This window comes from Acinetobacter sp. 766875 (assembly GCF_000582055.1).
GTDB classification, from domain to species: domain Bacteria; phylum Pseudomonadota; class Gammaproteobacteria; order Pseudomonadales; family Moraxellaceae; genus Acinetobacter; species Acinetobacter nosocomialis.
Genome location: NZ_JEXX01000001.1, coordinates 55,024 through 79,274 on the forward strand (window position 1 = coordinate 55,024; position 24,251 = coordinate 79,274).

Sequence of the window (24,251 nt, forward strand, 5' to 3'; positions counted from 1 at the left end):
AAACATATGTAAGCTTGAGTTAAGCGATTGCAAAAGTTTTTAGAAAAATACAGATAAGAATATAAGATAAATAGAAATGACTCATAATGACTTTAATATATTGTTAATAATTAAATACCCTCTAAAAATTTAAATAGAATTTTCCATTTTTAGGACTTTTTAAATGTTCACAATGAATCAATTAAGTTTAAAATATGGAGAATTTGTATATCGGATAGCATTTATTAGTTTTATTAAAATTAGAGTTATATAAATCTTGTGAATTATAGGTTTTTACTTGGCTGTTTTTGTACGTTTTTCATCCTGATGAGTGTGGTGAAATTAAAATATTGTAGCTAAGAGCTTAATTTTTTTAGAAAAAAATGAGCCTAAACAATCGGAATTTATATATTATTAAATAGACTTTAAAACTAAAACTTTAATCTTGATTTAAGTTCAATTATTTAATTTATGACATATCTTGATTTCTTTAATGGGTCACAAAAACAAACATGACTTCATTTGAGCCAAATCAGAAAATTAAAGAGAGTATAAAAATGAACCAGTTTGTAACAAACACGAATAATATTATTCGTGGAAAGTATCATCCGGAATTTTTGCAGCATGAAGTCTTGGCCGATATTTTTGTCCATACTGCACAAACTCTTCCTGATAAGACGGCTTTAATTGAAGCAGATAAAACGTTGAGTTATGGTGAGTTATATCAGCAAGCTTTAATCATGGCTCAGCATTTGACGATAAGAGGGGTAAAACCAGGTCATATTGTTGGGTTATGGTTGCCTCGTGGTATTGAGCTTTTAAAAGCTCAGTTGGCAATTTGTTTAAGTGGTGCAGCATGGCTTCCATTCGATATGGATACACCGGCTGACCGTATAGCAGTTTGTCTTGAAGATGCCGAAGCTGTAGGAATGATTACTACAGATGAATGGTATGCACATTTAGATGAAGTACCACAAACAAAGTGGACCAATACTGAATTGCAAAAGCCGCTCAGTGAAAATATTCCTTTAGCTAAAACGACCCCCGAACAACCTGCGTATATTATTTATACATCCGGTTCAACAGGTAAGCCGAAAGGGATCGTGATTACCCAAAGAAATATTTGCCACTTTTTACGTAGTGAAAATAATGTTTTGGGTATTGAAGAGCAAGATAAAGTCTATCAAGGCTTTTCTGTTGCTTTTGACATGTCGTTTGAAGAGATCTGGCTTTCTTACTTGGTTGGTGCAACATTGTGGATTGCACCTAAGTCACTTGTGAGTGACCCTGAACGTTTATGCCAAACATTAAAGCAAGAAAACATTACCGTATTACATGCTGTACCGACTTTACTTGCTTTATTCCCAGAAGATGTACCTAACTTAAGAATTATTAACTTAGGTGGGGAAATGTGCCCGGATTCACTGGTTGACCGTTGGGCATTGCCTCATCACAAAATGTTTAATACGTATGGTCCAACTGAGACTACGGTTACGGCAAGTCTTGAGGCATTGGAGCGTGGCAAACTTGTTACCATTGGTAAGCCTTTACCAAACTATGGCATGTTGGTCATAAACGCTGAAAGAGAATTACTACCCCAAGGTGAAACAGGTGAGCTCTGTATTTTCGGGCCAAGTGTGGCAGAAGGATATTTAGGCAGACCTGATTTAACGGCTGATAAATTTATTCAAAACCCTTGGGCAGAAGGTCCAGATGAACAATCGCTCTATCGTACTGGTGACTTGGCTAAAATTGATGAATTTGGACAAGTACATTGCTTGGGACGTGCCGACGATCAGGTAAAAATTCGTGGTTTCCGTGTTGAACTCGGTGAGATCGAAGCTGCGCTTTGTGATATTGAAGGTATTGGTACTGCGGCAGTTATTCTTCGTCCTGAAGACGGTATTGACCAGCTCATTGCGTTTATTGCACCAGAAATTGATGCAAAGAAAGCAGTCGAAATTAAAGAGATTCGCCATAATCTCAGCCAGCGATTACCACCTTATATGGTGCCAAACCGTTTTGAGATTATTGAAGAAGTTCCGCGTTTATTGTCAGGAAAAATTGACCGTAAGGCTTTAAAAGCACGACCACTTACGAGTGTGATTGACCGTAGTGAATCTGACCAACCACAGAACCCGGCCGAAGAAGTTTTATTTGGTATTTTAAATCGCTTGTTTCCAAACATGCCGATTAAACTCGACTCAGATTTCTTTGATGACCTAGGTGGGCATTCACTTCTAGCGGCGGTTTTAATTTCGAACCTACGTGAACATCCGGAATATAGCCACTTAACTATTCAAAACTTATATCAAGCGAGACGTGTTGGAGCCATTGCTGCACTCATGCTAGAGCAACCAACGCCGACTGTGTTTGATAGCCAGATTGGACAAGATAACCCTCGTAACCAAACTTATAAATGGTTATGTGGTATTGCTCAGTTTATTACTATTCCAGTTTTAATCTCGATTAATATCTTGCAATGGTTAGCGCCATTCTTTACCTATCATTATTTTACCGGTGGAACACGAGATAGTATTCCAAATGCAATCGCGATGTCTTTATTGGTTTATATCAGCGTAATTATTGCCAGTTTTGTGGTTTCAATTACGGTAAAACGATTATTAATGACAGGCGTTGGTGCAGGGCAATATCCATTATGGGGATTAACTTATTTCCGTTGGTGGTTAGCAGACCGTATTAGCAATATTTCACCAGTCTATCTTTTATCAGGCTCGACTTTACTTAACTTATATTTGAAAGCGCTTGGTGCGAAAATCGGCCATGACGTAACGATTAGTTCAGTACACATTCGTATGCCATCTTTACTTACTGTTGAAGATGGGGTGAGCATTGGTTCTCAAGTAAACTTGGAAAATGCCAAAGTCGAACATGGTCACTTGGTATTAGGCTCAATTCACTTAAAAGAAGATAGTTATGTGGGTTCTTATGCTGTGTTAGAAGAAAATACAGTGTTAGAAAAACAAGCTCACGTAAATGCCTTAACCTCAATTGAATATGACACAGTGGTACCAGCTGGAGAAATTTGGGATGGTACACCTGCGAAGAAAATTGGGCATGTGGACGAACACGCTAAATTGCCAGAGCGTCCAAAATTATCGTTTATTCGTAAAATTGCTGAATATGCATATTATGGAATTAGCGCATTAATTATTGCCTGTCTGTTCTTTATTCCAATTTTCCCAAGCTTTCTTTTGGTCGACTGGTTAGATGCAAACGTCTTTAATATTAGTACGAACGACCATTTGCAAATCGCACTTTACTATTTCATTTTAGCGATTCCAGCTAGTGCAATGATGATGATGATTACTGCTGTTATTTCTTCAGTCATTCGTAAAATTGCATTGCCTCGTCTTGAAACTGGAACCTATGCAGTACATGGCGGCACGTATTATCGTAAATGGTTTGCGTCTCAAATTTTAGAGACAAGCTTACAAACTTTACATGGCTTGTTTGCGACCATTTATGCGCCAACATGGTTCCGTATGCTCGGTGCAAAAGTAGGTAAAAATACCGAAATTTCAACTGCAAACGGTGTTATTCCAGAAATGCTGACTTTGGGTGAAGAAAGCTTTATTGCCGATGCTGTAATGCTAGGTGATGAAGAAATCAAAGGCGGTTGGATGACATTAAAATCGACCAAAATTGGTAACCGTAGTTTTGTCGGAAACAGTGCTTATATTGCTGATGGTACCGTGTTACCAGACAACGTCTTAATTGGCGTGCAATCTAAATCACCAGATAACCGTGAAATGTATGATGGTCAAACTTGGTTTGGTTCTCCACCATTGTTGTTACCTGCACGTGAAGCTGCTGAGAAATATCCAGATCATTTAACATTCTTGCCAAGTATCAAGCGCCGTTTAATGCGTGGTTTTATTGAAGGCCTTCGTGTTGTATTACCTGCCGCTCTTGCGATTGGTGTGGGTTATATGATTGTGCTTGAGATTATTGATGTTATTAACAAATACAACATTCCAACTGGTTTGTTGGCTTTAACGCTTGCTGGTTTGCTCTATGGTGTCGGCTGCTTCGTTATTGTTGCATTGTTAAAGTGGATTTTGATTGGTCGTTATCAACCACGTTCAGCTCCAATGTGGACCATGTTTGTATGGTTGAGTGAAGGGATCACAAGCTTATATGAGTCAGTTGCGATTCCTAACTTCTTAAACTACTTGAGAGGAACGCCAATGTTGCCATTCTTCTTGCGTATTTTAGGTGTTCGCATTGGTAAAGACGTATATATGGATACAGCCGATATTACAGAGTTTGACTGTGTAAGCATCGGTGATCGTGCTGAGTTTAATAGCTTCTCTGGCCCACAAACGCACTTGTTTGAAGACCGTATTATGAAAATCGGACAAGTGAATATTGGTAACGATGTTGTGGTAAATACACGTAGTATTATTTTGTATAACGCAAACGTGAGCAACCATGCCGTGTTAGGTCCATTAACATTGGTTATGAAAGGTGAAAATATTCCGGCTAAATCTGCTTGGATTGGTTCACCGGCTGTGCCTTGGGTTCATAAATAATAAATTGTTGAATTGAAAAAAGCCTCTGTAGAACAGGGGCTTTTTTGTAGCTAAGCTATGGTTAATTTTAGACACTTATATAATGTTCATGTGCTAAGTACATTGTAAAATATCAAACTTAAAAGGTATAGGAAGAATTTTAGGAATGTATTTAGTTCATATTTGGAAAGTTAACTCTATGGAAAAAGGCGAGTCTATATTCGCTTATCAAATACAAAAAGAATTTGCAGATATTTTAGTTTCAATTTTTGATGAGGAGTCACTTCCACTTATTTCAGATCTTTCATATGTAGATTATGATTTATACAGTGATAAACAGCTTAATCAATTAATTAACGAATTTAAAAAACTCTTCGAAATTTATACGGATTTTAAAGATGAAATTTCTAAAATAATAAGCTTTTTAGAAAAAGCTATTGAGTGTAAAGAAAAAATTCTTTTTGACCCTTTTAGAGAATCAATCTTGGGTTTAAATATTTAAATTTTCTCTAAAATACTAAAGCTTATATCAAATTTTTCAGCTCAATAAGTAAAAACCTAAGCTATTCCCAATATGCCCTTAGCCAAGTTTTATAGCCATTCATGTTCACTTAAAGCAATCAAAGCATGCGAAAGGGTTTTTTCCATTAATATTGGCTGAACTTTCAGCATGCTGAATCAGAAAAATACTTATATTGTTTTATTGTTCAATTGCACGTATAGCACCTAAAGCAGCTACTTTTTTCCCCGCCTTTACTTTTGATATATCGCAATTTTGCCAAAGCTCGGGAAGGCAGTTTTCTTTAGCAGCTTCTAAAGCCGCCTCTAAATAACCGGGTAACTCTATTGTTCCTCCTCCTATTACTAGTTGTGAAGGATTTAAAAGATTAATGACTGTGGCTATTCCAAGACCTAAAGCTTGTCCAGCGTCTTTTATAACAGCTAAAGTAGATTGATCTCCATTGTTAGCCATTAATGCTAAATTAGATGGGCTTAGTTCGCATAGTTTGGTAATTGCAGCTCCACTGGCAAGTTCATCTAGACGCTTAATTCCTTCATTACTTTGTACTGGTAAGTAACCGAGTTCACCAGCCCAACCACTAGCTCCCAGTAAGGGTTTTCCATTTGTTATGAATGCAGCCCCAATACCTGTACCAATCATAATAATGCCGCTTGCAGCATGAGATGAAAAATCATTGAGTTCTGCATACATAGCGGCTTTTACATCATTTAAGATCATTGTTTTACTACATAATGATTTTAATGCGTCATTTCCTTGCCAGCCTATGAATGCTGGAAGGACATCACAATTAACAATGTGTCCAGATTCGTTGACTAGACCCGGCACTGCTAGGCTTATGCTTTCGAGTTTAATTCCATGTTTTAAAATAAAAGATTTTAGATGTGATATTAATTGTTCTGGAGTGAATGAAATTCCTGTACTAAATATTTCTTCAATTTCATCACATAATATCAATAACTTAGTGCCTCCAAGATCTACACCAATTTTCTGAGTTTTCATCAAAAACCTTATCTCAAAATTATTTTATAAATTTTAACGTGTCTATATGATCAAGATTTGATAATTATTAGTATTTGTGTAATAAATTTTAAAATTGATTCCAAATGGAAATCAATTATTTGCCATATATTTCAATCTTACATATAACGGACAGCCCTAATTTTCTGTTTACTTGCTCCATTCATAACCCACTTTTACCAGTAACTATCTGATTATTTATCCTTACTTTTTCATGATCTAATCTAAAACAGATGTCATCTTGCGTGTTGTACTAAAAAGGGAACTACTCTCAATTTTATTTGTAGAATTTAATAGGTTTAATAATTATATAATTTTCAATGTTTTAAATTAATAAAAAGCCTCTATAAACAGAGGCTTTTTTATTATGTGTTGTAAGCGAACTTATTTATTCAGTTGCCATAAATGCTTCATGATAAGTAACTTCTCCTGAGGGAATATCATTAGTGAAGCTTATAGCTTGAAAGTATTCATTTGGTACATTAGGTAAATTTAAATCAGGGTATGATTTAAAACCAAATCGACTGTAATAATTTGGATCACCTAATAGAACGCAGCCTTTTCCGCCTAATTCTTTTAACTTTTGAAGAGCTGCATTCATTAAAAGAGAACCAATGCCAATTCCTTGTTTATTTGGGCATACAGAAATAGGGCCTAGGCCTTACCAACCAGTTTCACCTGACGTGATTGTAACTGGTGAAATAGCCACATGACCTACAATTAAGCCATCTTCTATAGCAACTAAAGAGATCGTGAGTTGCTTATGTTTCCGAAGGCTATTCACAATAAATTGTTCGGTATGGCTAGAATGCTCTTCATTTAAGAACGCGGCTTTTGTCAACGCTTCGATATTTTTAATATCTTCGGGTTGTTCATCTCGAATTGTAATATTCATATTTTTCTTTCTCTTAATAAATAGCAACTTATATCAACGATTGTCTAGTTGAGGGCGGACAGTCTGGAGTCCTAACAATGTAATTTGATAAGGTTGGCTATTTTTAGACTTGATTAAACGTTTTGCTTTTAGCTTTTTAAATACATCTAAGGAACAATCAGATAGCACGAAACCTTCTCGTGTATAGCATTCAACGAAATAGACTGTGCCTGATGCATTACGTTGGTATTTAATATGTCCGCCTTTGGCAAGGACATGAAGAGTTCGCTGTTCGAACTTTGAAAGATTCATGTTGGAGCCTTGATAATAATCAAACGTGCAAATAGAGGTGATCAGAAATATGACCACAGAAAAATTGCGACATTGATAATCAACTCAATAATAAAAATTGAGAGTGATTATCAGATGATTACTATCTCCAACATATAAACCTCTTTTAGAAGGGGGATACTTTTATTTAAAGGGTATATTAACTGTATATATCACCTAATAACAAATGTTTTTATATTCATAGGCCATTCATTTATATAAAATCAGGCAACAAAAAATTATGTATGAGTTTTAGTAAATGAAAAAAACAATTTTTAGCCTAATTTTTCCTATCTGTGCAGCTTTTTCCAATAGTATTCAAGCAGAAGAAGTTTATTATCAACAAGAAGATATCGCTTATGCTTTTGAACTAGATTCAATCGAATTTTATTTACCAAGTAAAAGTAAATTTAAAATTACTGCTACCAGAAAACTAGTTGGCGTACCCGAAACAAAGTTTTATACAGGTGATTTTGATAAAGATAATATTGCACAATTTCATATGGCTTTTGACTGTTCACACAAGACGATACAGATTTTAGACTTTATGATTGGTGATAAAAATAATGGTGAACTTAAGTACAAGAGCGATAAAAAGAGTGAAGTAATGAAAGCCACGGGTGACAATGATTTAGCTATGCTTAATTTAGTATGTGAAAATGCTAAAACTATAAAATAGTGCCTGGAATTATAAGGCTTGTTTTTTAATACTCGTATATACAATTTTCTTGGCGACCCACCTTTGAAAAAATGAAGCTAAAGATTTAATAATTATGATACCTGTACAGACATTCTCGGTTTTTGCAATTTTTCTGTTGTTTATTGCGCCATTGATTGGTGTTGTACTAACGCTAGGTTTATTAGTGAAAGCACTATTCTTTTGGCGAAATAAGGCTCAAAAGCCTGTGAGGTTTTTCTCTCAAAAAACATTATTCATTACGCTAGTGGCATTCATATGTGATCTGTGGGCAGGTTATTTATTTTATATGACTGAATCGGTAAAGTATGAGATTGCTCTTAAGCAGCATTACAAGGAAAGTCGTAGCCATTTCGTTTTATCTCAAGATGCACAATATGGCGAACTGTTGATTCCTAAAGGGAGTTTAATTAGTCGTTACGATGCTTTTGACAACGGTGAGCCACAAGTACCTTTTAGCTTACGTGGATTACAGGCTGTACGTTTCCCTCATCCTGTACAAGTCGCAGGAATGTGGGTAACAGCAATAGAGCCTCCTCGAATGGAATTGGCGTGGGATCAGCAAATAGGTCCAGTTATGCGCTTTGATCCTAATGAGGCCGATGGCTATGGTGAATGGGTTTACGATACGAAACGTCCTACTATCGCTTGTTCTCGTGGAGACATCGTACTACTAGAAATTCCACTCATTGATTACGATATTCAAAAAGAATTTGGTAAACCTGAGCCTGATGGAGCTAATGCACGTTTTCGCCCGAGTGAGTGGGGTGTTCAACAATGCGAAAAAGGTCAGGGACCAATTAAGGTTAGTCCTGCATATACTGGGACTGCGCCAAAGAAACCTTGGTTTCAACTATCAGGCTGAAAATATTCCATGTTAAAAAATCTTTATTTAGCTTAATAATGTCAGCTATAGCATTGTTCTCCATTTCATTATGTAGGAATATTTTTCCCAATAGCTTTGAAGTTTTGTAGAGTTTAATACATACGAATTTTCTTCAAAGCTCCAATAATGATTGGGTTTTTTTTCATAATTTTCGATAGCTCTATCAAAAATATCCATAGATCGAATTTCGATACTATTCTGATTTTCAAAAGCTCTCCACAGGCTAGCCTCTTTCTGTTCCCAATCATTTTTTTCACCAATTACTAAAATATATCTAAATTTGCTTACCGCTCCAAAGATCCTGCTTTTCTCAGCAGGGTGAATATTAAAATATCTTTGCCAACTTTTTACTTGTTCAATTCCATGATTTAACTCAGCACTAGGTTCATTTTTTTGATTAAAGAGCTTTACATTAGGTTTTTCAATTTCGACTAAAACCCACTCAGGACCATCTGAATTATCATTTAACCAACAAAAATCACATCTAAAATTATTACCAAAACTAACTTCTGAAAAAATTGGTTGTATTCCCCAATGTCTTGAAAATAACTCAGAGAAAAGAAAACTATTTTCTTTTAGTAATTGTAGAAGTTGTCTTTCAGAAGATGTAGCTCTTGCATTTTTTAGCTGCTCTTTTACTTTTACTAAATCAAAAACCATTATTCATCCGATTAATTATGAAGATCTAAAATATGTTACACCTACTAGCTTATTTAACCCGAATTTTGTTTAAGTGTGCAATTATACATGTAAAACTCATTCATTATTTTAATAATTAAAAAACTGATTTTAAGTTTTCCTAAAAATTAACATACTACATCTTGTATGCAATCTTCCAAGCCAATTATCTTCCCTTTATAAACCCCCATTTAACAATAACTCACCCATTATTTATCCTTACTTTTTAATGATCTAATTTAAAACAAATGTCATTTTGTGTGCTTGACTGCAAAAGGGTTGAGCACTATTCTTTGCCTGCTGGCCTACATTGCCAGTCGGTCGTCGCAGACCGAATATTATCTCCCGCATCAGAGCCATTCCTTCTGAGGAATACTCATATGTGGTAGCCACTCGTTCCTTTCCCGTAGCGGTAGGACGGGAGAGGGACACCTACGGGTGTGCTAGTTTGAGATAATACTAGTCTGCGAACCCTTTCTCGTTCTGCCACCATAATTCTATAAATGTCTGGCAGAACTCCAAATAAAAAGGAGTTGGCTTTGCACATCCATTATTTCTTGGCAACCTTTGCCAAAAGTTATAACAACACAACTTAGTTTTTAACAAGTTTGATCGCCATGCGGCAAATCAGGCTTTAAATCGTCACGACTAAAAACTTGCAGCAACAATAAAACTTGAGATGTGCCAAGCACAGTCTTTATGGCTTTGCTATGCCTTTTTTTCAGCTTTAAAAAAGTAAAAGGCTTTTATATCTCATTTATATACAACAACAATTTATTTTATAACGGTAAAACTATGCCAAATTTAATTCTCCCAACACGTGCTTTTGAGGTTGTAAAAAAAGGGATCGACTTATTTCACTACGGTGGCTTTCATATGGTCGGCGTCGACAAAATTGTGAAAGAAACCGAAGTGAATAAAATGACGTTTTATAATTATTTTCACTCTAAAGAACGCTTCATTGATATCTGTTTAATTGTGCAAAAAGAACGGCTCCAAGACCAAGTGGTTGCAATAGTGGAGTACGACCATGACACAAGCACAATCGATAAACTCAAAAAACTTTATGTATTACATACCGACTTAGAAGGGCCTTACTACTTATTATTTAAGGCCATTTTTGAAACTAAAAACAGCTATCCAAACGCTTACCAAACTGCGGTCAGATACAGAACATGGCTTAGCAATGAAATATATAGTCAGCTTAGATTACTAAAAAACGATGCAGCCTTTAATGACGCCAAAATATTGCTATATATGATTGAAGGCGCAATTATTCAGCTTTTAAGCTCAGAACAGGTCGATCAAAAAGAGAGGTTATTTAATTACTTTCTAAATGCTTTGGCTTAGCTAAAAGTGTGGAAATGAAAAGTTAGAAACAATAAAAACCATCAAGGTGAGCGTTTTTTTTCACTAACCCACAAATCTTATTGGTTATTTAAAGCAATTTTATCTTAGTGATTTAAGTTGAAATCAAACCAAATGATTTCAACTATAAAATCATTAAAATTAATTGTTTAAGGTTTTTAAAGCCATTTCTACACTGTCGTATAGATTTTCAATAGGCACATTATCTTTTGCTTGAACCGTAATACCAAATAGAATCATGCCAAAATAATCTGCTAAAACATCTAAGTTTAAGCTTTCAGCCACATCACCATCTTTTTGACCTTGTTCAAGTCTCGCTCTAATAAGAGCAACGGTTTTTCTGCGTTCATTACTCAAGATGTCTTGTACATTTTTACTTTCAGATGAACCTGATAATGCAGCAGAGACAACTAAACAGCCTGTTTTATCTGGCTTGCTATAAAATTGGTCAATTGTTCTGATTAACAAATTTTTAATGCCTTCTTGAGCTGTTAAAGACTCTTGAAGTGCCTCAATTCGATAATTACCAAAATTTTTAACATAATAATCAACAGCTTCAATAAACAATTTTTCTTTGTTTCCAAAAGAAGCGTAAAGACTTGGCGGGTTGATTTCCATTGCTTTTGTCAGGTCATTAATCGACGTCGCTTCATAACCATTTCGCCAAAATAGATTCATCGCTTTGTCTAATGCAGCATCTCGATCGAAATTACGAGGGCGGCCACGACCTGCGGTTTTATTCATTTTGCTCTCCATTTTGTATCAATCACTACAAAAACATGTTGACTGTATTTTAGCACGATTATATAGTGATCACTACATAAATAATCTTATGCATATTTTAAGGGCTAAAAAATGAATCACAAATTATTTAATCCAGTGGCTGTGGGTGATGTTGAACTAAGCAATCGTATTGTTATGGCACCGATGACCAGATCAAGAGCAGCACAACCTAATGATGTGCCGACCGAGCTTAATGCACTTTATTACGGTCAACGTGCAAGTGCTGGTTTAATCATTACTGAAGGCACACAAGTTTCTGATGTGGGTAAAGGCTATTCTTTTACGCCCGGTATTTATTCAGAAGAACAAATCAAAGGTTGGACTTTAGCGACTCAAGCTGTACATGAAAAAGGCGGAAAAATTGCTGCTCAGTTATGGCATGTTGGGCGTATGTCGCACTCTTCACTGCATAGCAACCACGAACAACCCATTGCACCATCTGCTATTCAGGCCAAAGCTTCAGTATTTATTGCCAATGAAAAAGGTGAAGGGGCAATGGTGCCTGCCGAAATGCCAAGAGCAATGGATTTTGATGATATTCAAAACGTTAAACAGGAATTTATTCAAGCTGCTCGCAATGCTGTACAAGCAGGTTTTGATTTAGTCGAAATTCATGCCGCGAATGGTTATTTATTTGACCAGTTCTTATCTACAGATGCGAACCAGCGTACTGATAACTATGGTGGATCTGTTGAAAATCGTGCACGTTTCTTATTGGAAACTGTCGACGCATTGATTGATGCGATTGGTGCCGGCCGAGTAGGTGTGCGTTTATCACCTTGGGGAACCATTAATGGCATGACAGACCAACAACCCGAAGAAATTACGCTTTATTTAGCTGAACAATTACAAAAAAGAAATATCGCTTATATTCATTTGGCTGAGTGGGACATGCTTCCACATGGTGATACTTATCCAGTGGGTTTCAGAGAAAAACTCCGTTCACTGTTCACAAATACATTAATTGTTTGTGGAAATTACTCACTCGAAAGAGCCGAAACTATTCTTGATAAAGGATTAGTAGATGCGGTGGCATTTGGTCGTCCTTTCATTTCCAACCCAGATTTAGTAGAGCGTTTACAGTCAGGTCATTCTTTAGCACCAGCAAAATCTGAATATTTCTATGGTGGCGATGCAACGGGTTATACCGACTATCCGACTGCTGAATAAGCCCACTCTATAAATCAAGGCTAAGAAAATGAATAAATTTTTTAAAGTAATGACTTTGTCCGCAGCAATTGGTGTATTGGGATTAAGTCAAGCAAATGCAGAATATGACCCAAACTTAAAGTCGATAGATACGCCACCAGCCGTTTCACAGCAAATGTTTAATAAAGTGAAATCTGAGGGGTTAGGCCAGTATGCTTATGCAAAAGGTTTATCTAGTAAGTTTATCGAGTCTGAAGGTGTAAAACTTCATTACGTTGAAGGAGGATCTAAAGGCACACCAATTGTATTTATTCATGGTTTTGGTTCGACATGGAAAATGTGGGAACCAGTCATGCTTTCTTATATGAAAGACCATAAAGTGATTGCAATAGATTTACCGGGTTTGGGTCAATCATCTCCCATACTTAACGATGATTATTCGGCAGAAAATACATCAAAAATCTTGATTGGTGCGATTAAAAAAATTGCTGGTAAAGGGCCAATCTATTATGTCAGTCACGATTTAGGTAATTCGGCTTCTTATCCACTGGTTGCCAATAATCAGGGCTATATCAAAAAAGTAGTATTTATGGACTCGCCAATTCCAGATCGTGCGATGTTTGGATATCCGGGATACACACTTGATGGTCCAGGTCTGGGTTGGCACTTTGGTTATTTCAGCTTTGGTGATATTGCTGAAAAGCAAATTGCACATGATCCAGATTTATTTTTCTCGTACTTTATTAAAACTTATGCAGGTAAAAAAGACATTTTTACGCCTGAACTCCTTGCTGAGTTGATTGAGCCATATTCAACTCGAGATAAATTAAAAGCAGCTTTTGGTTATTACCATTCTCATGCTGATTCAGTTCGTCAAAATGAAGCACTGCTCGCTAATGGTAAAAAGTTAACCATACCTTCTATGGCACTTACAGGCCAAAAAGGCGTAAATGATGTTTTAGTTAAAGAGATGCGAGCACGATTTGTAGCTGATCCAGCCGAATACTCAGCCATTATTTTGCCAGATACAGGACACTGGATGGTGGAAGAAAATGCTGAAGGTGTTGAAAAAAGTTTATCGAACTTTTTATTTAAATAATGACTAAAACTTTTACATCCGAATCTATCTGGGGTTCGGATGTAACTCACCTAAAACATCCTTATTCCAAGTGGTTGGGAGAAATGATAGATGAAAAATAAACTTCCATTCTTGTCTTTATTTTTTGCTTGTCTCACTGCGTCATCAGTTAGTTATGCAAATAATGTCTATGGAGAGCATTTAGAAGGATTTAAATATCCTTACCCGCTCCAGTATTTTAATTTCTCATCCCAGCAGCAAAATTTAAAAATGGGATATATGGATGTTCAACCCAAGAAGCCGAATGGACAAACAGTAGTGGTTTTTCATGGCAAAAACTTTTGTGCTGCAACTTGGGAAGAAACCATTAATTTTCTAACACAAAATGGTTATCGGGTGATTGCTCCCGATCAGATCGGTTTTTGTACTTCTAGTAAACCCGATCATTATCAATATAGTTTCCAACAGCTTGCACAAAACACTCATGCTTTACTCGAAAAACTGGGTGTTAAACAAGCGATTTTATTAGGACATTCAACAGGTGGCATGCTCGCAACGCGATATGCTCTTATGTATCCCCAACAAATAAAACTCCTCGCAATGGTTAATCCAATTGGACTAGAAGATTGGAAAGCAAAAGGGGTTCCGTACCGTACTATTGACCAATGGTATCAGCGTGAACTGAAGGTGACTGCTGAGTCAATCAAAGCCTATGAATTAAAAACTTATTATCAAGGCGTATGGAAGCCAGAATATGACAAATGGGTTGATATGCTGGCTGGACTAAATGCGAGCAAAGGACATGAAAAGGTCGCATGGAATTCAGCTCTTATTTACGACATGATTTTTACACAACCCGTCTATTATGAATTCTCTCATCTTAAAGTGCCTACCGTGCTTTATATCGGTACTGGTGATACGACTGCAATTGGTAGTGATATAGCCCCACCTGACGTTAAACAAAAAATTGGTCAATACAGCGTTTTGGGTAAAGAAACCGCAAAAATGATTCCAAATGCTGAATTAATTGAGTTTGAAGGCATGGGGCATTCGCCACAAATGCAAAATCCTAAAATGTTTCATGATGCTTTGATCGGAACTTTAAAGAAATACGACTAACTATTTTGGTCTGTTACCAAGATAAAAATAATTTATTTAAATTCAATTAAATAGTTTGTGAGATGAATAAGTTATGAACACGACTTCATCACATGATTTAGAACGTAAAATTGCATTTGTACAAGGTGGTTCACGTGGTATAGGTGCGGCTATTGTCACTAAATTGGCTGAACACGGAGCAACAGTAGCCTTTACTTATGCAAACTCAGATCAGGCAGCTAACCGTTTGGTAGATGATCTTAAAGCGAATGGCTTAAAAGTGATGGGAATTAAAGCTGATAGTGGTTCACCAGAACAGGTTATTCACGCCATTCATAAAGTTGCAGATGAGTTCGGTCGAATTGATATCTTAGTGAATAATGTTGGTATTTTTGTGATGAACAAAATACAAGATGTGACATTAGAAGAAATAGAAAAGATCATGGCCGTAAATATTAAAAGCGTGATTGTAGCTTGCCATGAGGTTGTTAAATATATGCCTGATTATGGGCGTATTATTAATATAGGAAGTATCAATGCTGAACGTGTGCCTACAGCTGGATTAACTTTATATGCTATGACTAAATCTGCGGTGAATGGCTTAACTAAAGGTATGGCTCGAGATTTGGGGGAACGATTCATTACTGTAAATAATATTCAACCGGGACCTGTCGATACTGATATGAATCCGGCAGAAGGCGAAATGGCAAATTCACTTTTAGACCTTATGGCGATTAAACGTTATGGTAATAGAAATGAAATTGCAGATTTAGTTTTATGGCTCTGTAGCGAGCATGCGGGATATATCACTGGTTCAAATATTAATATTGATGGCGGTTATGGTATTTAGGTGAGCATGTGGTTTAGATTGATATGGTCAATATTGTTTAGCATGTTTTAGTTATGAGCCTATTTTAAAAAGCCCCGTTGAATAGGGGCTTTTATCATTTTTGCAGTTATTCTTTATACTGCCATGCCTTTAAAAACATTGAACAAACTTCTTGATTGAGTTTTTTCAATTCTTTAGGAGTGGGTGGTGCACCCCCTAGCATTGTTGCAGGATAAGAATATCCCATTACAGCACCCAAAAAGGCTTTAGCAGCTTCATCAGGATGTTCAACTTGAATTAAGCCAGCATTGTGTGCAGTTTCAAGAATATGACTTAAAGACCTCTTAATATTGCCTTGAGTACGATTCTGAATTTTAGGAAGAATCTCTTTCATTTCAACTAAAGCAATAATCAGTAATCGTTGCAGACGAATTGCATCAACATTATAAAAATGAGTTTGCACAGCGTACCCAATATCAAATAAACGTTGATCTAATCGTTTGTTACTATCCACGTGATGCTCAATAAAAGGAGCTTCCATTTCTGCTTTTAAATGGTCGAAGACTTCAATCAGCAGCGCTGTTTTGGTTGGAAAATGGTTATATAAAGTTTGTCGATTTGTACCAGCTTTAGTGGCAATAGCCTCTAAACGGACTTCTAAACCTTGTTCAAGAAATAGTTCACGTGCTGCTGCTATAAGAGTTGGGCGGATTCGAGAGGGACGTCCTGGAGATTTTTTTAACATATGGTGTTTTCTTGCACATCTTATTTATTTACTTTACAGTAAAGTAAATAAATTGTCCATATTTCTCGGGTTCCCGATATGCCTGATATTCATTTTTTTTGTCGTAAAACCTTGTATTTATTGCCTGTGCTCTTGTTTCTAAGTGGATGTGATTCTGAAAAACCTATTGTTAAAAATAACCAAAAGGTTGGTGTTATCACCATAAAAAAAGAGACGATTGAATCTTCTTATCAGTTAGCTGGAAGAACAGTGGCTTCTGAAATCTCACAAGTGCGTCCACAAGTAAACGGAGTAGTTATTGAGCAGTTGTTTAAAGAAGGCTCTCAGGTGAATAAAGGACAACCGCTTTATAAAATTGATTCTTCACTCTATCGCGATAGCGTTGATGAGGCTGCTGGTAACCTTGCACTTGCTAAAGCAACAGTGAACTCAACTCGTCTGCAAGCTGAGCGCTATAAGGAACTCATTAAGGTAAATGGCGTGAGTCAGCAAGAACTTGATAATGCGTTAAGTGCTTATGAACAGGCAAAAGCCACCGTTGCTGTAAATGAAGCAGTATTAAAAACAGCGCGAACTAATTTGCGTTATACACAAGTTACTGCGCCTATTTCAGGGCGGATAGGGCGCTCTTCGATTACACGCGGAGCTTTAGTGACTTCTGCACAAACAGATCCTTTAGCAACCATTCAAAAACTTGACCCGATGTATGTCGATTTAACTCAGTCGAGTGATGAATATATGGCGCTACGTAAACAGCTCACTGAAAATGGAATAAAACCAACTGAACTTTCAGTACGTTTACAGCTCGAAAATGGCACCACTTATTCGCAACAAGGAACTTTTAAGTTCAGTGATATTGCAGTAGATGAAGCAACTGGAAGTATCACGTTGCGTGCAGCATTTTCAAATCCAAATCATGGTTTATTGCCGGGAATGTATGTACGTGCAGAGCTTGGAACGGGTACGCGATCTAACAGCATTTTAATTCCCCAAGGAGCACTTTTTAGAGATGCAGATGGAACCGCGCTTGTATGGGTGGTTGGAAAAGATAATAAAGCTGAACAACGAAAAATTACGCTAGGAAATGCAATTGATAACCGTTGGTTAGTGAAATCGGGCTTGAACGAAGGAGATCAAGTCATTGTTGATGGCCTGCAAGGTTTAAGTGCCGGTATGGCGATTGAACCTACTCCAATGACCTGAGGATGCGCTATGTTGTCGAGTTTTTTTATTGCACGGCCTATTTTTGCTTGGGTTCTTTCTATTTGTATTATGGCCTTGGGTACCATTTCTATTTTGACCTTACCCATTGAACAATATCCAGATATTGCACCACCGGGTGTAAACGTCACTGCAAATTATCCCGGGGCATCTGCCAAAACTGTTGAAGATAGTGTAACCCAGATTTTGGAACAGCAAATTAAGGGCATTGATGGGTTACTTTATTTTTCATCGAGTAGCAGCTCGGCTGGCCAGGCACGTATAAGCTTAAGTTTTAATCAAAAAACAAACCCTGATACCGCTCAAGTTCAGGTCCAAAATGCAGTCAATCAGGCGCTTAGCCGACTACCGCAAGAAGTGCAGCAGCAAGGTATAACCGTGACAAAGTCACAAGGCGATAGTCTATTGGTTTTTGCACTTTACGATGAAAGTAATACAAGAACTTCTGTCGATATATCCGACTACATGGTGAGCACACTTCAAGACCCGCTAAGTCGCGTCGATGGCGTAGGTGAAATCACAGTATTTGGTGCTCAATATGCAATGCGCATATGGCTCGATCCACATAAACTAAATAGCTATGGCCTTATGCCTTCAGATGTCAGAACTGCGATTGAAGCTCAAAATGCACAAATTACAGCAGGTGAGTTGGGGGCATTACCAACTCGTGACGGACAGGCTTTAAATGCAACCGTAACAGCATTATCCCGTCTACAGACCGTAAATCAATTTGAAAATATTATTTTACGGACTCAAACAAACGGAGCTGTAGTTTTACTTAAAGATGTAGCTCGTGTAGAGCGCGGTGCAGAAAATTATCAAACCTCTACACGTTTGAATGGAAAGCCAGCTTCGGGTATGTCTATTCAACTTGCTTCGGGTGCCAATGCTTTAGAAACCGCTGAAAGAGTAAAAGCTGAGGTCACGCGTTTAACCGGTTCTATGCCATCAGGGTTAAAAGTTGCATATCCACGTGACAGTACTCCATTTGTTGAAGCATCTGTAAAAGGAGTGATTAAAACTTTAGCTGAGGCAATTGTTCTAGTCATTATTGTCATGTTCTTGTTTTTACAGAGCTGGCGCGCCACTTTAATTCCAGCTATTGCGGTTCCGGTCGTATTGTTAGGAACGTTTGGTGTACTCAGTATATTGGGTTATAGCATTAATACGCTGACTTTATTTGCGATGGTACTTGCAATTGGTTTACTAGTAGATGATGCAATTGTCGTTGTAGAAAATGTAGAGCGGGTTATGCATGAGCAACATATTGATGCCCGGCAAGCTACCCTAATTTCAATGAAAGAAATATCGGGTGCATTGGTCGGTATTGCGATGGTACTTGCTGCGGTATTTTTACCTATGGCTTTTTTTGGTGGTTCTGTCGGCATTATTTATCGCCAATTTTCGGTAACACTCGTATCGGCTATGGTGCTTTCAGCCATTGTTGCTTTAACCCTTTCACCTGCGTTATGTGCAACCTTACTTAAACCTGCAAATGAAAAACAGAAGCAGAGAAAATTCTTTACTTGGTTCAATCGTAAAGTCGAACAAGGGCAGTCAAGCTATCGTACAAAGCTGCTCGCTGTTTTAGGTAAGCCCAAAATATTTATGATCATATTCTTAGGTATTACAGCTTTGTTAGGCTGGCAATATACGCGAATGAATACTGGGTTTTTACCACAAGAAGACCAAGGCTCAGTTATGGTCCAGTTTAGTACGCCAGTAGGCACAACACTCGCTGAAACAGAACGGGTAGGTAACTTGATAGCAGATTATTTCCTGACGAAAGAAAAGGATAATCTCAATGTGATTTTCATGGTGATGGGTAGAAATAACGCGGGCAGTGGGCAAAATGTGGGAATGGCATTTGCTGGACTCAAACATTGGGATGACCGAGAAGGGAGTGAAAACACAGCAGAAGCAGTGATTGCTCGGGCAAACTCATATTTTAAGTCGCTGCGTAACGCACGTGTTCAGGTACTTTCACCAGCCGCAGTAAGGGGGCTTGGGCAATCAAGTGGTTTTGAGCTTTGGTTACAAGATGCTGAAAATAAAGGACGTGATGCTTTACTGGCGGCACAAAATAATGTGTTAAAAGCAGCAAGTGCTGATTCTGGCTTAGCAGCAGTCCGTCTAAATAGTTTAGAAGATAAAGCTCAGTTACAAGTCGATATCGATCAAAGAAAAGCCAGTGCACTTGGTTTGGCTCAAACAGATATCAGTAATACGCTATCTTCGGCATGGGGTGGATCTTATATTAATGATTTCATCGATCAGGGACGTGTTAAGCGAGTTTATATACAAGGAGACGCGATTTATCGTTCCTTACCTCAAGATATTGGGCAATGGTATGTTCGCGGTGCGACAGGTCAGATGACGCCATTTTCTAGTTTCTCTTCTGTAAAATGGCAAATGGGACCTCAAATGCTGCAACGCTTTAATGGTCTTTCAGCTGTACAAATACAAGGCTCTGCGGCAACTGGTGAAAGTTCTGGTGGAGCTATGGATAAGATGCAGCAGTTAGTTGATCAGCAACAAGGCTTTAACCTTCAGTGGAGCGGGTTGTCTTATCAAGAGAAGTTAGCTGGTGGTCAAACCATTTGGTTATATTTAGCATCTATTATCTTTATCTTTTTGTGTTTGGCAGCACTTTATGAAAGTTGGTCTATTCCTGTTTCTGTCATGCTAGTGATTCCTTTAGGTCTGATTGGAGCTGTGGTGGCTGCAAGTCTGGCTGGTTTTGTGAATGATATTTACTTTCAGGTAGCTATGCTTACTACCATTGGACTTTCTGCCAAAAATGCTATTTTGATTGTTGAGTTCGCGGCAGCCAAGTTAGAGGCAGGGCAAGCATTAATGGAAGCAATTATTGAAGGAGCAGGTCAGCGATTACGTCCCATTATTATGACATCTCTGGCATTTGTTGCGGGCGTTCTTCCCTTGGCTGTATCTACAGGAGCAGGAGCTGTTAGCCGTAAAGAAATTGGTATAGCCGTAACGGGCGGTATGATTTCAGGAACCTTGCTTTCTATTTTCTTTGTGCCTTTATTCTTTCTTTTAGTTCGCCGTTTAACCAATAAGCTAAACGAAAAAAAGATGTCATAAAATAATGAAAGTCATTAAAAATTAGACCCTTACACTATTTATAGCATGAGGGTCTAAAAGACATATCACTTAGAATGTATTTTGAATAATGACTTCATCGAAAGGAAGTTTACCCACACGTGGGTAAGGTTCAGAAGCTGACTTACCAACAGCAATCATTAAACACACCACATGGTCTTCAGGCAAGTTAACGAGCTTCGCCATTGCGTCAAAGTCAAAACCATCCATCGGGCAGCTATCTAAACCATGTTCTTGGGCAAGTAACATCAGAGTTTGAGCAAAAATCCCTGCACTACGCATAACTTCGTCACGTTGGGTTTGTGGGCGGTCACGGTAATACTGGTCAATCGCGCCAGCCATAATATTTTGAACTTCTGGAGTCGCACCATCCCATACACGTTTAGCATCAACTTCCCATGTATTTAATTTTGCACATAATACAATGAGTAAAGATGCTTCTGTAACTTGTGGTTGGTCCCAAGCAATAGCACGAATTTTTTGTCTTAACTCAGCATCTTCGACAACAACCGGACGCCAATGCTGCAAGTTAAAAGCACTTGGTGCATTTGCTAAAACTTCTTGTAATAACTGCTTTTTGTTATCTTCAGATAACTGAAAAGAAGGGTCGAAGCGTTTAATTGCACGGCGCTTACGGAGAGCATCAATAACATTCATAAGATTTTCCTACTTGAGAATTGGGTAGCGGTACTTGTTAGTTTGTATAACGTTGGGCTACTTCAGCCGAAGAAAAGTTTGGTAATAATGTCATACGTGATTTTTCAAAATTATTCCAATGATTTTCGTCTTTCAGCACAGGAATTGTAATTGTTTCTTTACGATCAAAGCCGATTAGAGCAGCATCCACCAAATTATTGACGTCCATTAATGGCGGAACTTGGCTTAAATCGATACCTGAACGTTCCCAAATTTCAGTTTTGGTTGCAGAAGGCAATACGGCTTGCACATGTACGCCATGATCTTTTAACTCTAAATGTAAGCCTTGGCTAAAAAAATGTATAAAGGACTTACTTGCACCATAAATGGTAGAACCAAATTCAGGAGACAACCCAACAACAGAACCTAAATTAATAATTGAGCCTTTACCTTTACGTACGAGTTGCTCGGAAACCGCATGAGACAAACGAACAACCGCCGTCATATTTAAAGTCATGAGTGTTTCAATTTCTTTAATATCTTGAGTTAAAAAATTTCCGCTAAGTGTAATACCTGCGTTATTTACCAAAATTTCAATATCAGCATCGTTTTTTAGAACATCTTCAATTTTGCTAATGTCTTGATCCTTTGATAAATCGGCCTGAATAAATTCGACCTGTACACCGTATTTTGCTTGAAGGTCTCTCGAGATTTTGTCTAAGCGGTTGGTATCTCGTGCAACCAAGATTAAGTGATGGCCACGTTGTGCAAAACGGTCTGCATAAACAGAACCAATCCCTGACGAAGCTCCTGTAATAAGTACTTTTGATTGAGCTGACATGTGATGTCTCCACGCTTTATTTTTAGATGATGATCATAATCTAAAATAACTAATTTTTGATGTCAATCATAATCAATGTATAATTATGACCAGTAGGGTGAATAAAAGTGGGTGCGCCAACATGAAAGTCAGTAAAACTCAGGTAAAAGAAAACCGAGATAAAATTGTTGAAAAGGCGACTCAACTGTTTCGTAGCAAAGGCTACGACGGGGTCGGCATTGCCGAGTTAATGTCTAGCGCAGGTTTTACCCACGGCGGCTTTTATAAACATTTCACTTCGAAAACAGACCTTGTCTCAATTACCGTTAAACATGGGCTTGAGCAGGTTTTAAAAAGAATAGAAGGTTTAAACTTAACTCAATTTATTCAGCTTTATGTGTCTCGCACTCATCGAGATAATCGAGATTTGGGCTGTACCTTAACAGCGCTATCTTGTGATGCCGCAAGACAGCCCGACGAAGTAAAAGTCGAATTTGAAGAGGGCATTGAGCAACTTATTCAGTTCATTATGAACGAACGAGCCAAACAAGTTTCTTTGGAAACACCAGAGTTAAGAAAGCAAGCTATTAATATTCTTGCCCAGTCTGTAGGGGCAATTGCCTTGTCTCGCGCATGCCCAGACCAATCAAACCTTAGTGATGAAATATTAGAAAGCTGTAAAGAGAGCCTTTTAAAATTAGCCGATTAAGCTTTGTTATCCGTTAAGCTGGTTTGGCTAAATTGAATTAATCTTGCAATATCGACGGTTCTTTCATAAATGAGTTCTGCTGCATATTCACAGGCCTGTTCTAATGTAATGGGGCCATTGGCGAGTGAAAAAGCAGCTGTAACGCCATGTTCATAAAGCGCTTGGTAGCCTTCGCCTAAAGCGCCTGCAATCACAATAACGGGAACATTGTGCGCTTTGGCAATTTGGCTCACCCCAAAAACTGTTTTACCGCTTAAGGTTTGTTGGTCAAATTTACCTTCGCCTGTAATGACCCAATCTGCGTTAGCAATTTTATGCTCAAGTTGATTTAGTTCGGCTACGACTTTAACACCAGCTTTAAAGTCTGCATTTAAATAACTTTTGGCTGCAAAGCCTAAACCGCCAGCAGCACCTGAGCCTGCTTCATCTCGTTTGTCGAAACCTAAAAGTTGCGCCGAGACATCGGCAAAATTGGCAAGGGCTGCATCGAGTAACTGTACTTGAGTAGGGGAAGCCCCTTTTTGTGGGCCAAAAATATGTGATGCGCCATTTGGGCCACAGAGTGGATTGGTCACATCGGCAGCCAGTAAAAACTGTGTATGTTCAATGCGTGAGTCGAAATGTGTTAAATCAATGTTTGATAAGTTGCTTAGAGCAAGCCCACCTGCGGATAAAACATTTTTATTAGCATCGAGTAAAACCGCACCCAAAGCACTGAGTAAGCCTGTGCCGCCATCATTAGTAGCACTACCGCCCACGGTTAAAATAATATCTTTTGCGCCTGCGTCTAAAGCATCCAAAATGAGCTGGCCTGTGCCAAAGGTTGTGCTGTGGCAGGCGTCTCGCTCAGAGGGCGGAACTAACTGTATGCCGCTCGCTTGAGCCATTTCAATGATGGCGATTTTTTGTTTTTCTAACCAACCCCATTTGGCTTGAACAGGCTGACCTAATGGCCCGACTACAGTTTTTTCACGCCATTGACCATCACAGACTTCTAAAACAGCTTCAATGGTTCCTTCACCGCCATCTGCCATTGGGCATAAAACAGTTTCTGCATGAGGAAAAACCGCTTGCCACCCTTTGGCAATGGCTTGCGCTACCTTCAAAGCAGATAAGCTGTCTTTAAATGAGTCAGGGGCGATCACAACCTTCATAAATGCTCTAATAAGGATA

The 24,251-nt window shown here is 37.9% G+C and carries 20 protein-coding genes and 2 pseudogenes; 12 read left to right on the forward strand and 10 right to left on the reverse strand.

Translation table 11 applies throughout. The features are described from left to right. Positions 1–536: 536 nt before the first annotated feature. Together posA and J576_RS00260 are read left to right on the forward strand one after the other, a co-directional pair. Entirely contained in the window at positions 537–4,535 is a 3,999-nt protein-coding gene (gene posA / locus J576_RS00255) for a delta-poly-L-ornithine synthetase PosA (RefSeq protein ID WP_025467682.1), read from the forward strand. Between the two features lie 145 nt (positions 4,536–4,680). Then, a complete protein-coding gene (locus J576_RS00260; RefSeq protein WP_002048518.1) occupies positions 4,681–5,016 on the forward strand; it encodes a hypothetical protein in 336 nt (111 codons plus the stop codon). Between the two features lie 104 nt (positions 5,017–5,120). Here J576_RS00260 and J576_RS20360 read toward each other — a convergent pair. The 4 genes and pseudogenes from J576_RS20360 to J576_RS00275 all read right to left on the reverse strand — a co-directional run. Continuing rightward, positions 5,121–5,208 (reverse strand): annotated as a pseudogene (locus J576_RS20360) (hypothetical protein); the annotation flags it as partial. A 6-nt stretch (positions 5,209–5,214) separates the two neighbouring features. Then, positions 5,215–6,036, reverse strand: coding sequence for an ROK family protein (locus J576_RS00265; protein ID WP_002048573.1), 822 nt, complete (start codon positions 6,034–6,036; stop codon positions 5,215–5,217). A 406-nt stretch (positions 6,037–6,442) separates the two neighbouring features. Next, positions 6,443–6,949, reverse strand: a pseudogene (locus J576_RS00270) (GNAT family N-acetyltransferase). Positions 6,950–6,982: 33 nt separating this feature from the next. After that, entirely contained in the window at positions 6,983–7,240 is a 258-nt protein-coding gene (locus J576_RS00275) for a YjhX family toxin (protein ID WP_002048597.1), read from the reverse strand. 277 nt (positions 7,241–7,517) lie between these two features. Between J576_RS00275 and J576_RS00280 the strand changes: the two genes are divergently transcribed. Together J576_RS00280 and J576_RS00285 are read left to right on the forward strand one after the other, a co-directional pair. Next, complete coding sequence (locus J576_RS00280; protein ID WP_002048583.1) at positions 7,518–7,937, forward strand: hypothetical protein; 420 nt, start codon at positions 7,518–7,520, stop codon at positions 7,935–7,937. A gap of 136 nt (positions 7,938–8,073) precedes the next feature. Further along, complete coding sequence (locus tag J576_RS00285) at positions 8,074–8,820, forward strand: hypothetical protein (RefSeq protein ID WP_081400874.1); 747 nt, start codon at positions 8,074–8,076, stop codon at positions 8,818–8,820. A 45-nt stretch (positions 8,821–8,865) separates the two neighbouring features. Here J576_RS00285 and J576_RS00290 read toward each other — a convergent pair whose 3' ends face one another. After that, positions 8,866–9,501: a Shedu anti-phage system protein SduA domain-containing protein gene (locus tag J576_RS00290; RefSeq protein ID WP_002048506.1), complete on the reverse strand. Its 636-nt coding sequence runs from the start codon at positions 9,499–9,501 to the stop codon at positions 8,866–8,868. An 813-nt stretch (positions 9,502–10,314) separates the two neighbouring features. Between J576_RS00290 and J576_RS00295 the strand changes: the two genes are divergently transcribed. After that, a complete protein-coding gene (locus J576_RS00295; protein ID WP_033855488.1) occupies positions 10,315–10,869 on the forward strand; it encodes a TetR/AcrR family transcriptional regulator in 555 nt (184 codons plus the stop codon). Positions 10,870–11,028: 159 nt separating this feature from the next. Here the strand turns inward: J576_RS00295 and J576_RS00300 are convergent, their stop codons facing one another. Continuing rightward, complete coding sequence (locus tag J576_RS00300) at positions 11,029–11,631, reverse strand: TetR/AcrR family transcriptional regulator (protein ID WP_002048563.1); 603 nt, start codon at positions 11,629–11,631, stop codon at positions 11,029–11,031. Positions 11,632–11,742: 111 nt separating this feature from the next. Here J576_RS00300 and J576_RS00305 point away from each other — a divergent pair, with 111 nt between their 5' ends. The 4 genes from J576_RS00305 to J576_RS00320 all read left to right on the forward strand — a co-directional run bounded on the left by J576_RS00305 (position 11,743) and on the right by J576_RS00320 (position 15,845). After that, positions 11,743–12,840 (forward strand): alkene reductase, encoded by a 1,098-nt coding sequence (locus J576_RS00305; RefSeq protein ID WP_022575229.1) that lies wholly within the window; start codon positions 11,743–11,745, stop codon positions 12,838–12,840. Between the two features lie 28 nt (positions 12,841–12,868). Further along, positions 12,869–13,918 carry an alpha/beta fold hydrolase gene (locus J576_RS00310; protein ID WP_002048530.1) on the forward strand — a complete coding sequence of 350 codons (1,050 nt, stop codon included), beginning with the start codon at positions 12,869–12,871 and terminating at the stop codon, positions 13,916–13,918. Positions 13,919–14,008: 90 nt separating this feature from the next. Next, positions 14,009–15,016, forward strand: coding sequence for an alpha/beta fold hydrolase (locus J576_RS00315; RefSeq protein WP_002048505.1), 1,008 nt, complete (start codon positions 14,009–14,011; stop codon positions 15,014–15,016). A gap of 73 nt (positions 15,017–15,089) precedes the next feature. Continuing rightward, positions 15,090–15,845, forward strand: coding sequence for an SDR family NAD(P)-dependent oxidoreductase (locus tag J576_RS00320; RefSeq protein WP_002048543.1), 756 nt, complete (start codon positions 15,090–15,092; stop codon positions 15,843–15,845). 106 nt (positions 15,846–15,951) lie between these two features. On the opposite strand, the gene J576_RS00325 is transcribed toward J576_RS00320, so the two are convergent. Next, entirely contained in the window at positions 15,952–16,569 is a 618-nt protein-coding gene (locus J576_RS00325) for a TetR/AcrR family transcriptional regulator (protein WP_002048558.1), read from the reverse strand. Positions 16,570–16,647: 78 nt separating this feature from the next. On the opposite strand from J576_RS00325, the gene adeD reads away from it, so the two are divergent. Together adeD and adeE are read left to right on the forward strand one after the other, a co-directional pair. After that, positions 16,648–17,772 (forward strand): multidrug efflux RND transporter periplasmic adaptor subunit AdeD, encoded by a 1,125-nt coding sequence (gene adeD / locus J576_RS00330; protein ID WP_002048488.1) that lies wholly within the window; start codon positions 16,648–16,650, stop codon positions 17,770–17,772. 9 nt (positions 17,773–17,781) lie between these two features. Beyond that, positions 17,782–20,895, forward strand: a complete 3,114-nt coding sequence (adeE, locus tag J576_RS00335) for a multidrug efflux RND transporter permease subunit AdeE (protein ID WP_002048548.1) — start codon at positions 17,782–17,784, stop codon at positions 20,893–20,895. Between the two features lie 69 nt (positions 20,896–20,964). Here adeE and J576_RS00340 read toward each other — a convergent pair whose 3' ends face one another. Together J576_RS00340 and J576_RS00345 are read right to left on the reverse strand one after the other, a co-directional pair. After that, positions 20,965–21,570 (reverse strand): nitroreductase family protein, encoded by a 606-nt coding sequence (locus J576_RS00340; protein ID WP_002048541.1) that lies wholly within the window; start codon positions 21,568–21,570, stop codon positions 20,965–20,967. Positions 21,571–21,607: 37 nt separating this feature from the next. Continuing rightward, the gene (locus J576_RS00345) at positions 21,608–22,390 is read right to left on the reverse strand and encodes an SDR family NAD(P)-dependent oxidoreductase (protein ID WP_002048539.1); all 783 of its coding nucleotides are present in this window, start codon (positions 22,388–22,390) and stop codon (positions 21,608–21,610) included. A 121-nt stretch (positions 22,391–22,511) separates the two neighbouring features. Between J576_RS00345 and J576_RS00350 the strand changes: the two genes are divergently transcribed. Continuing rightward, entirely contained in the window at positions 22,512–23,078 is a 567-nt protein-coding gene (locus tag J576_RS00350) for a TetR/AcrR family transcriptional regulator (protein WP_002048538.1), read from the forward strand. Here the strand turns inward: J576_RS00350 and J576_RS00355 are convergent. After that, positions 23,075–24,232, reverse strand: coding sequence for a glycerate kinase (locus J576_RS00355; protein ID WP_002048571.1), 1,158 nt, complete (start codon positions 24,230–24,232; stop codon positions 23,075–23,077). The genes J576_RS00350 and J576_RS00355 overlap by 4 nt on opposite strands. Between the last annotated feature and the right edge of the window lie 19 nt (positions 24,233–24,251).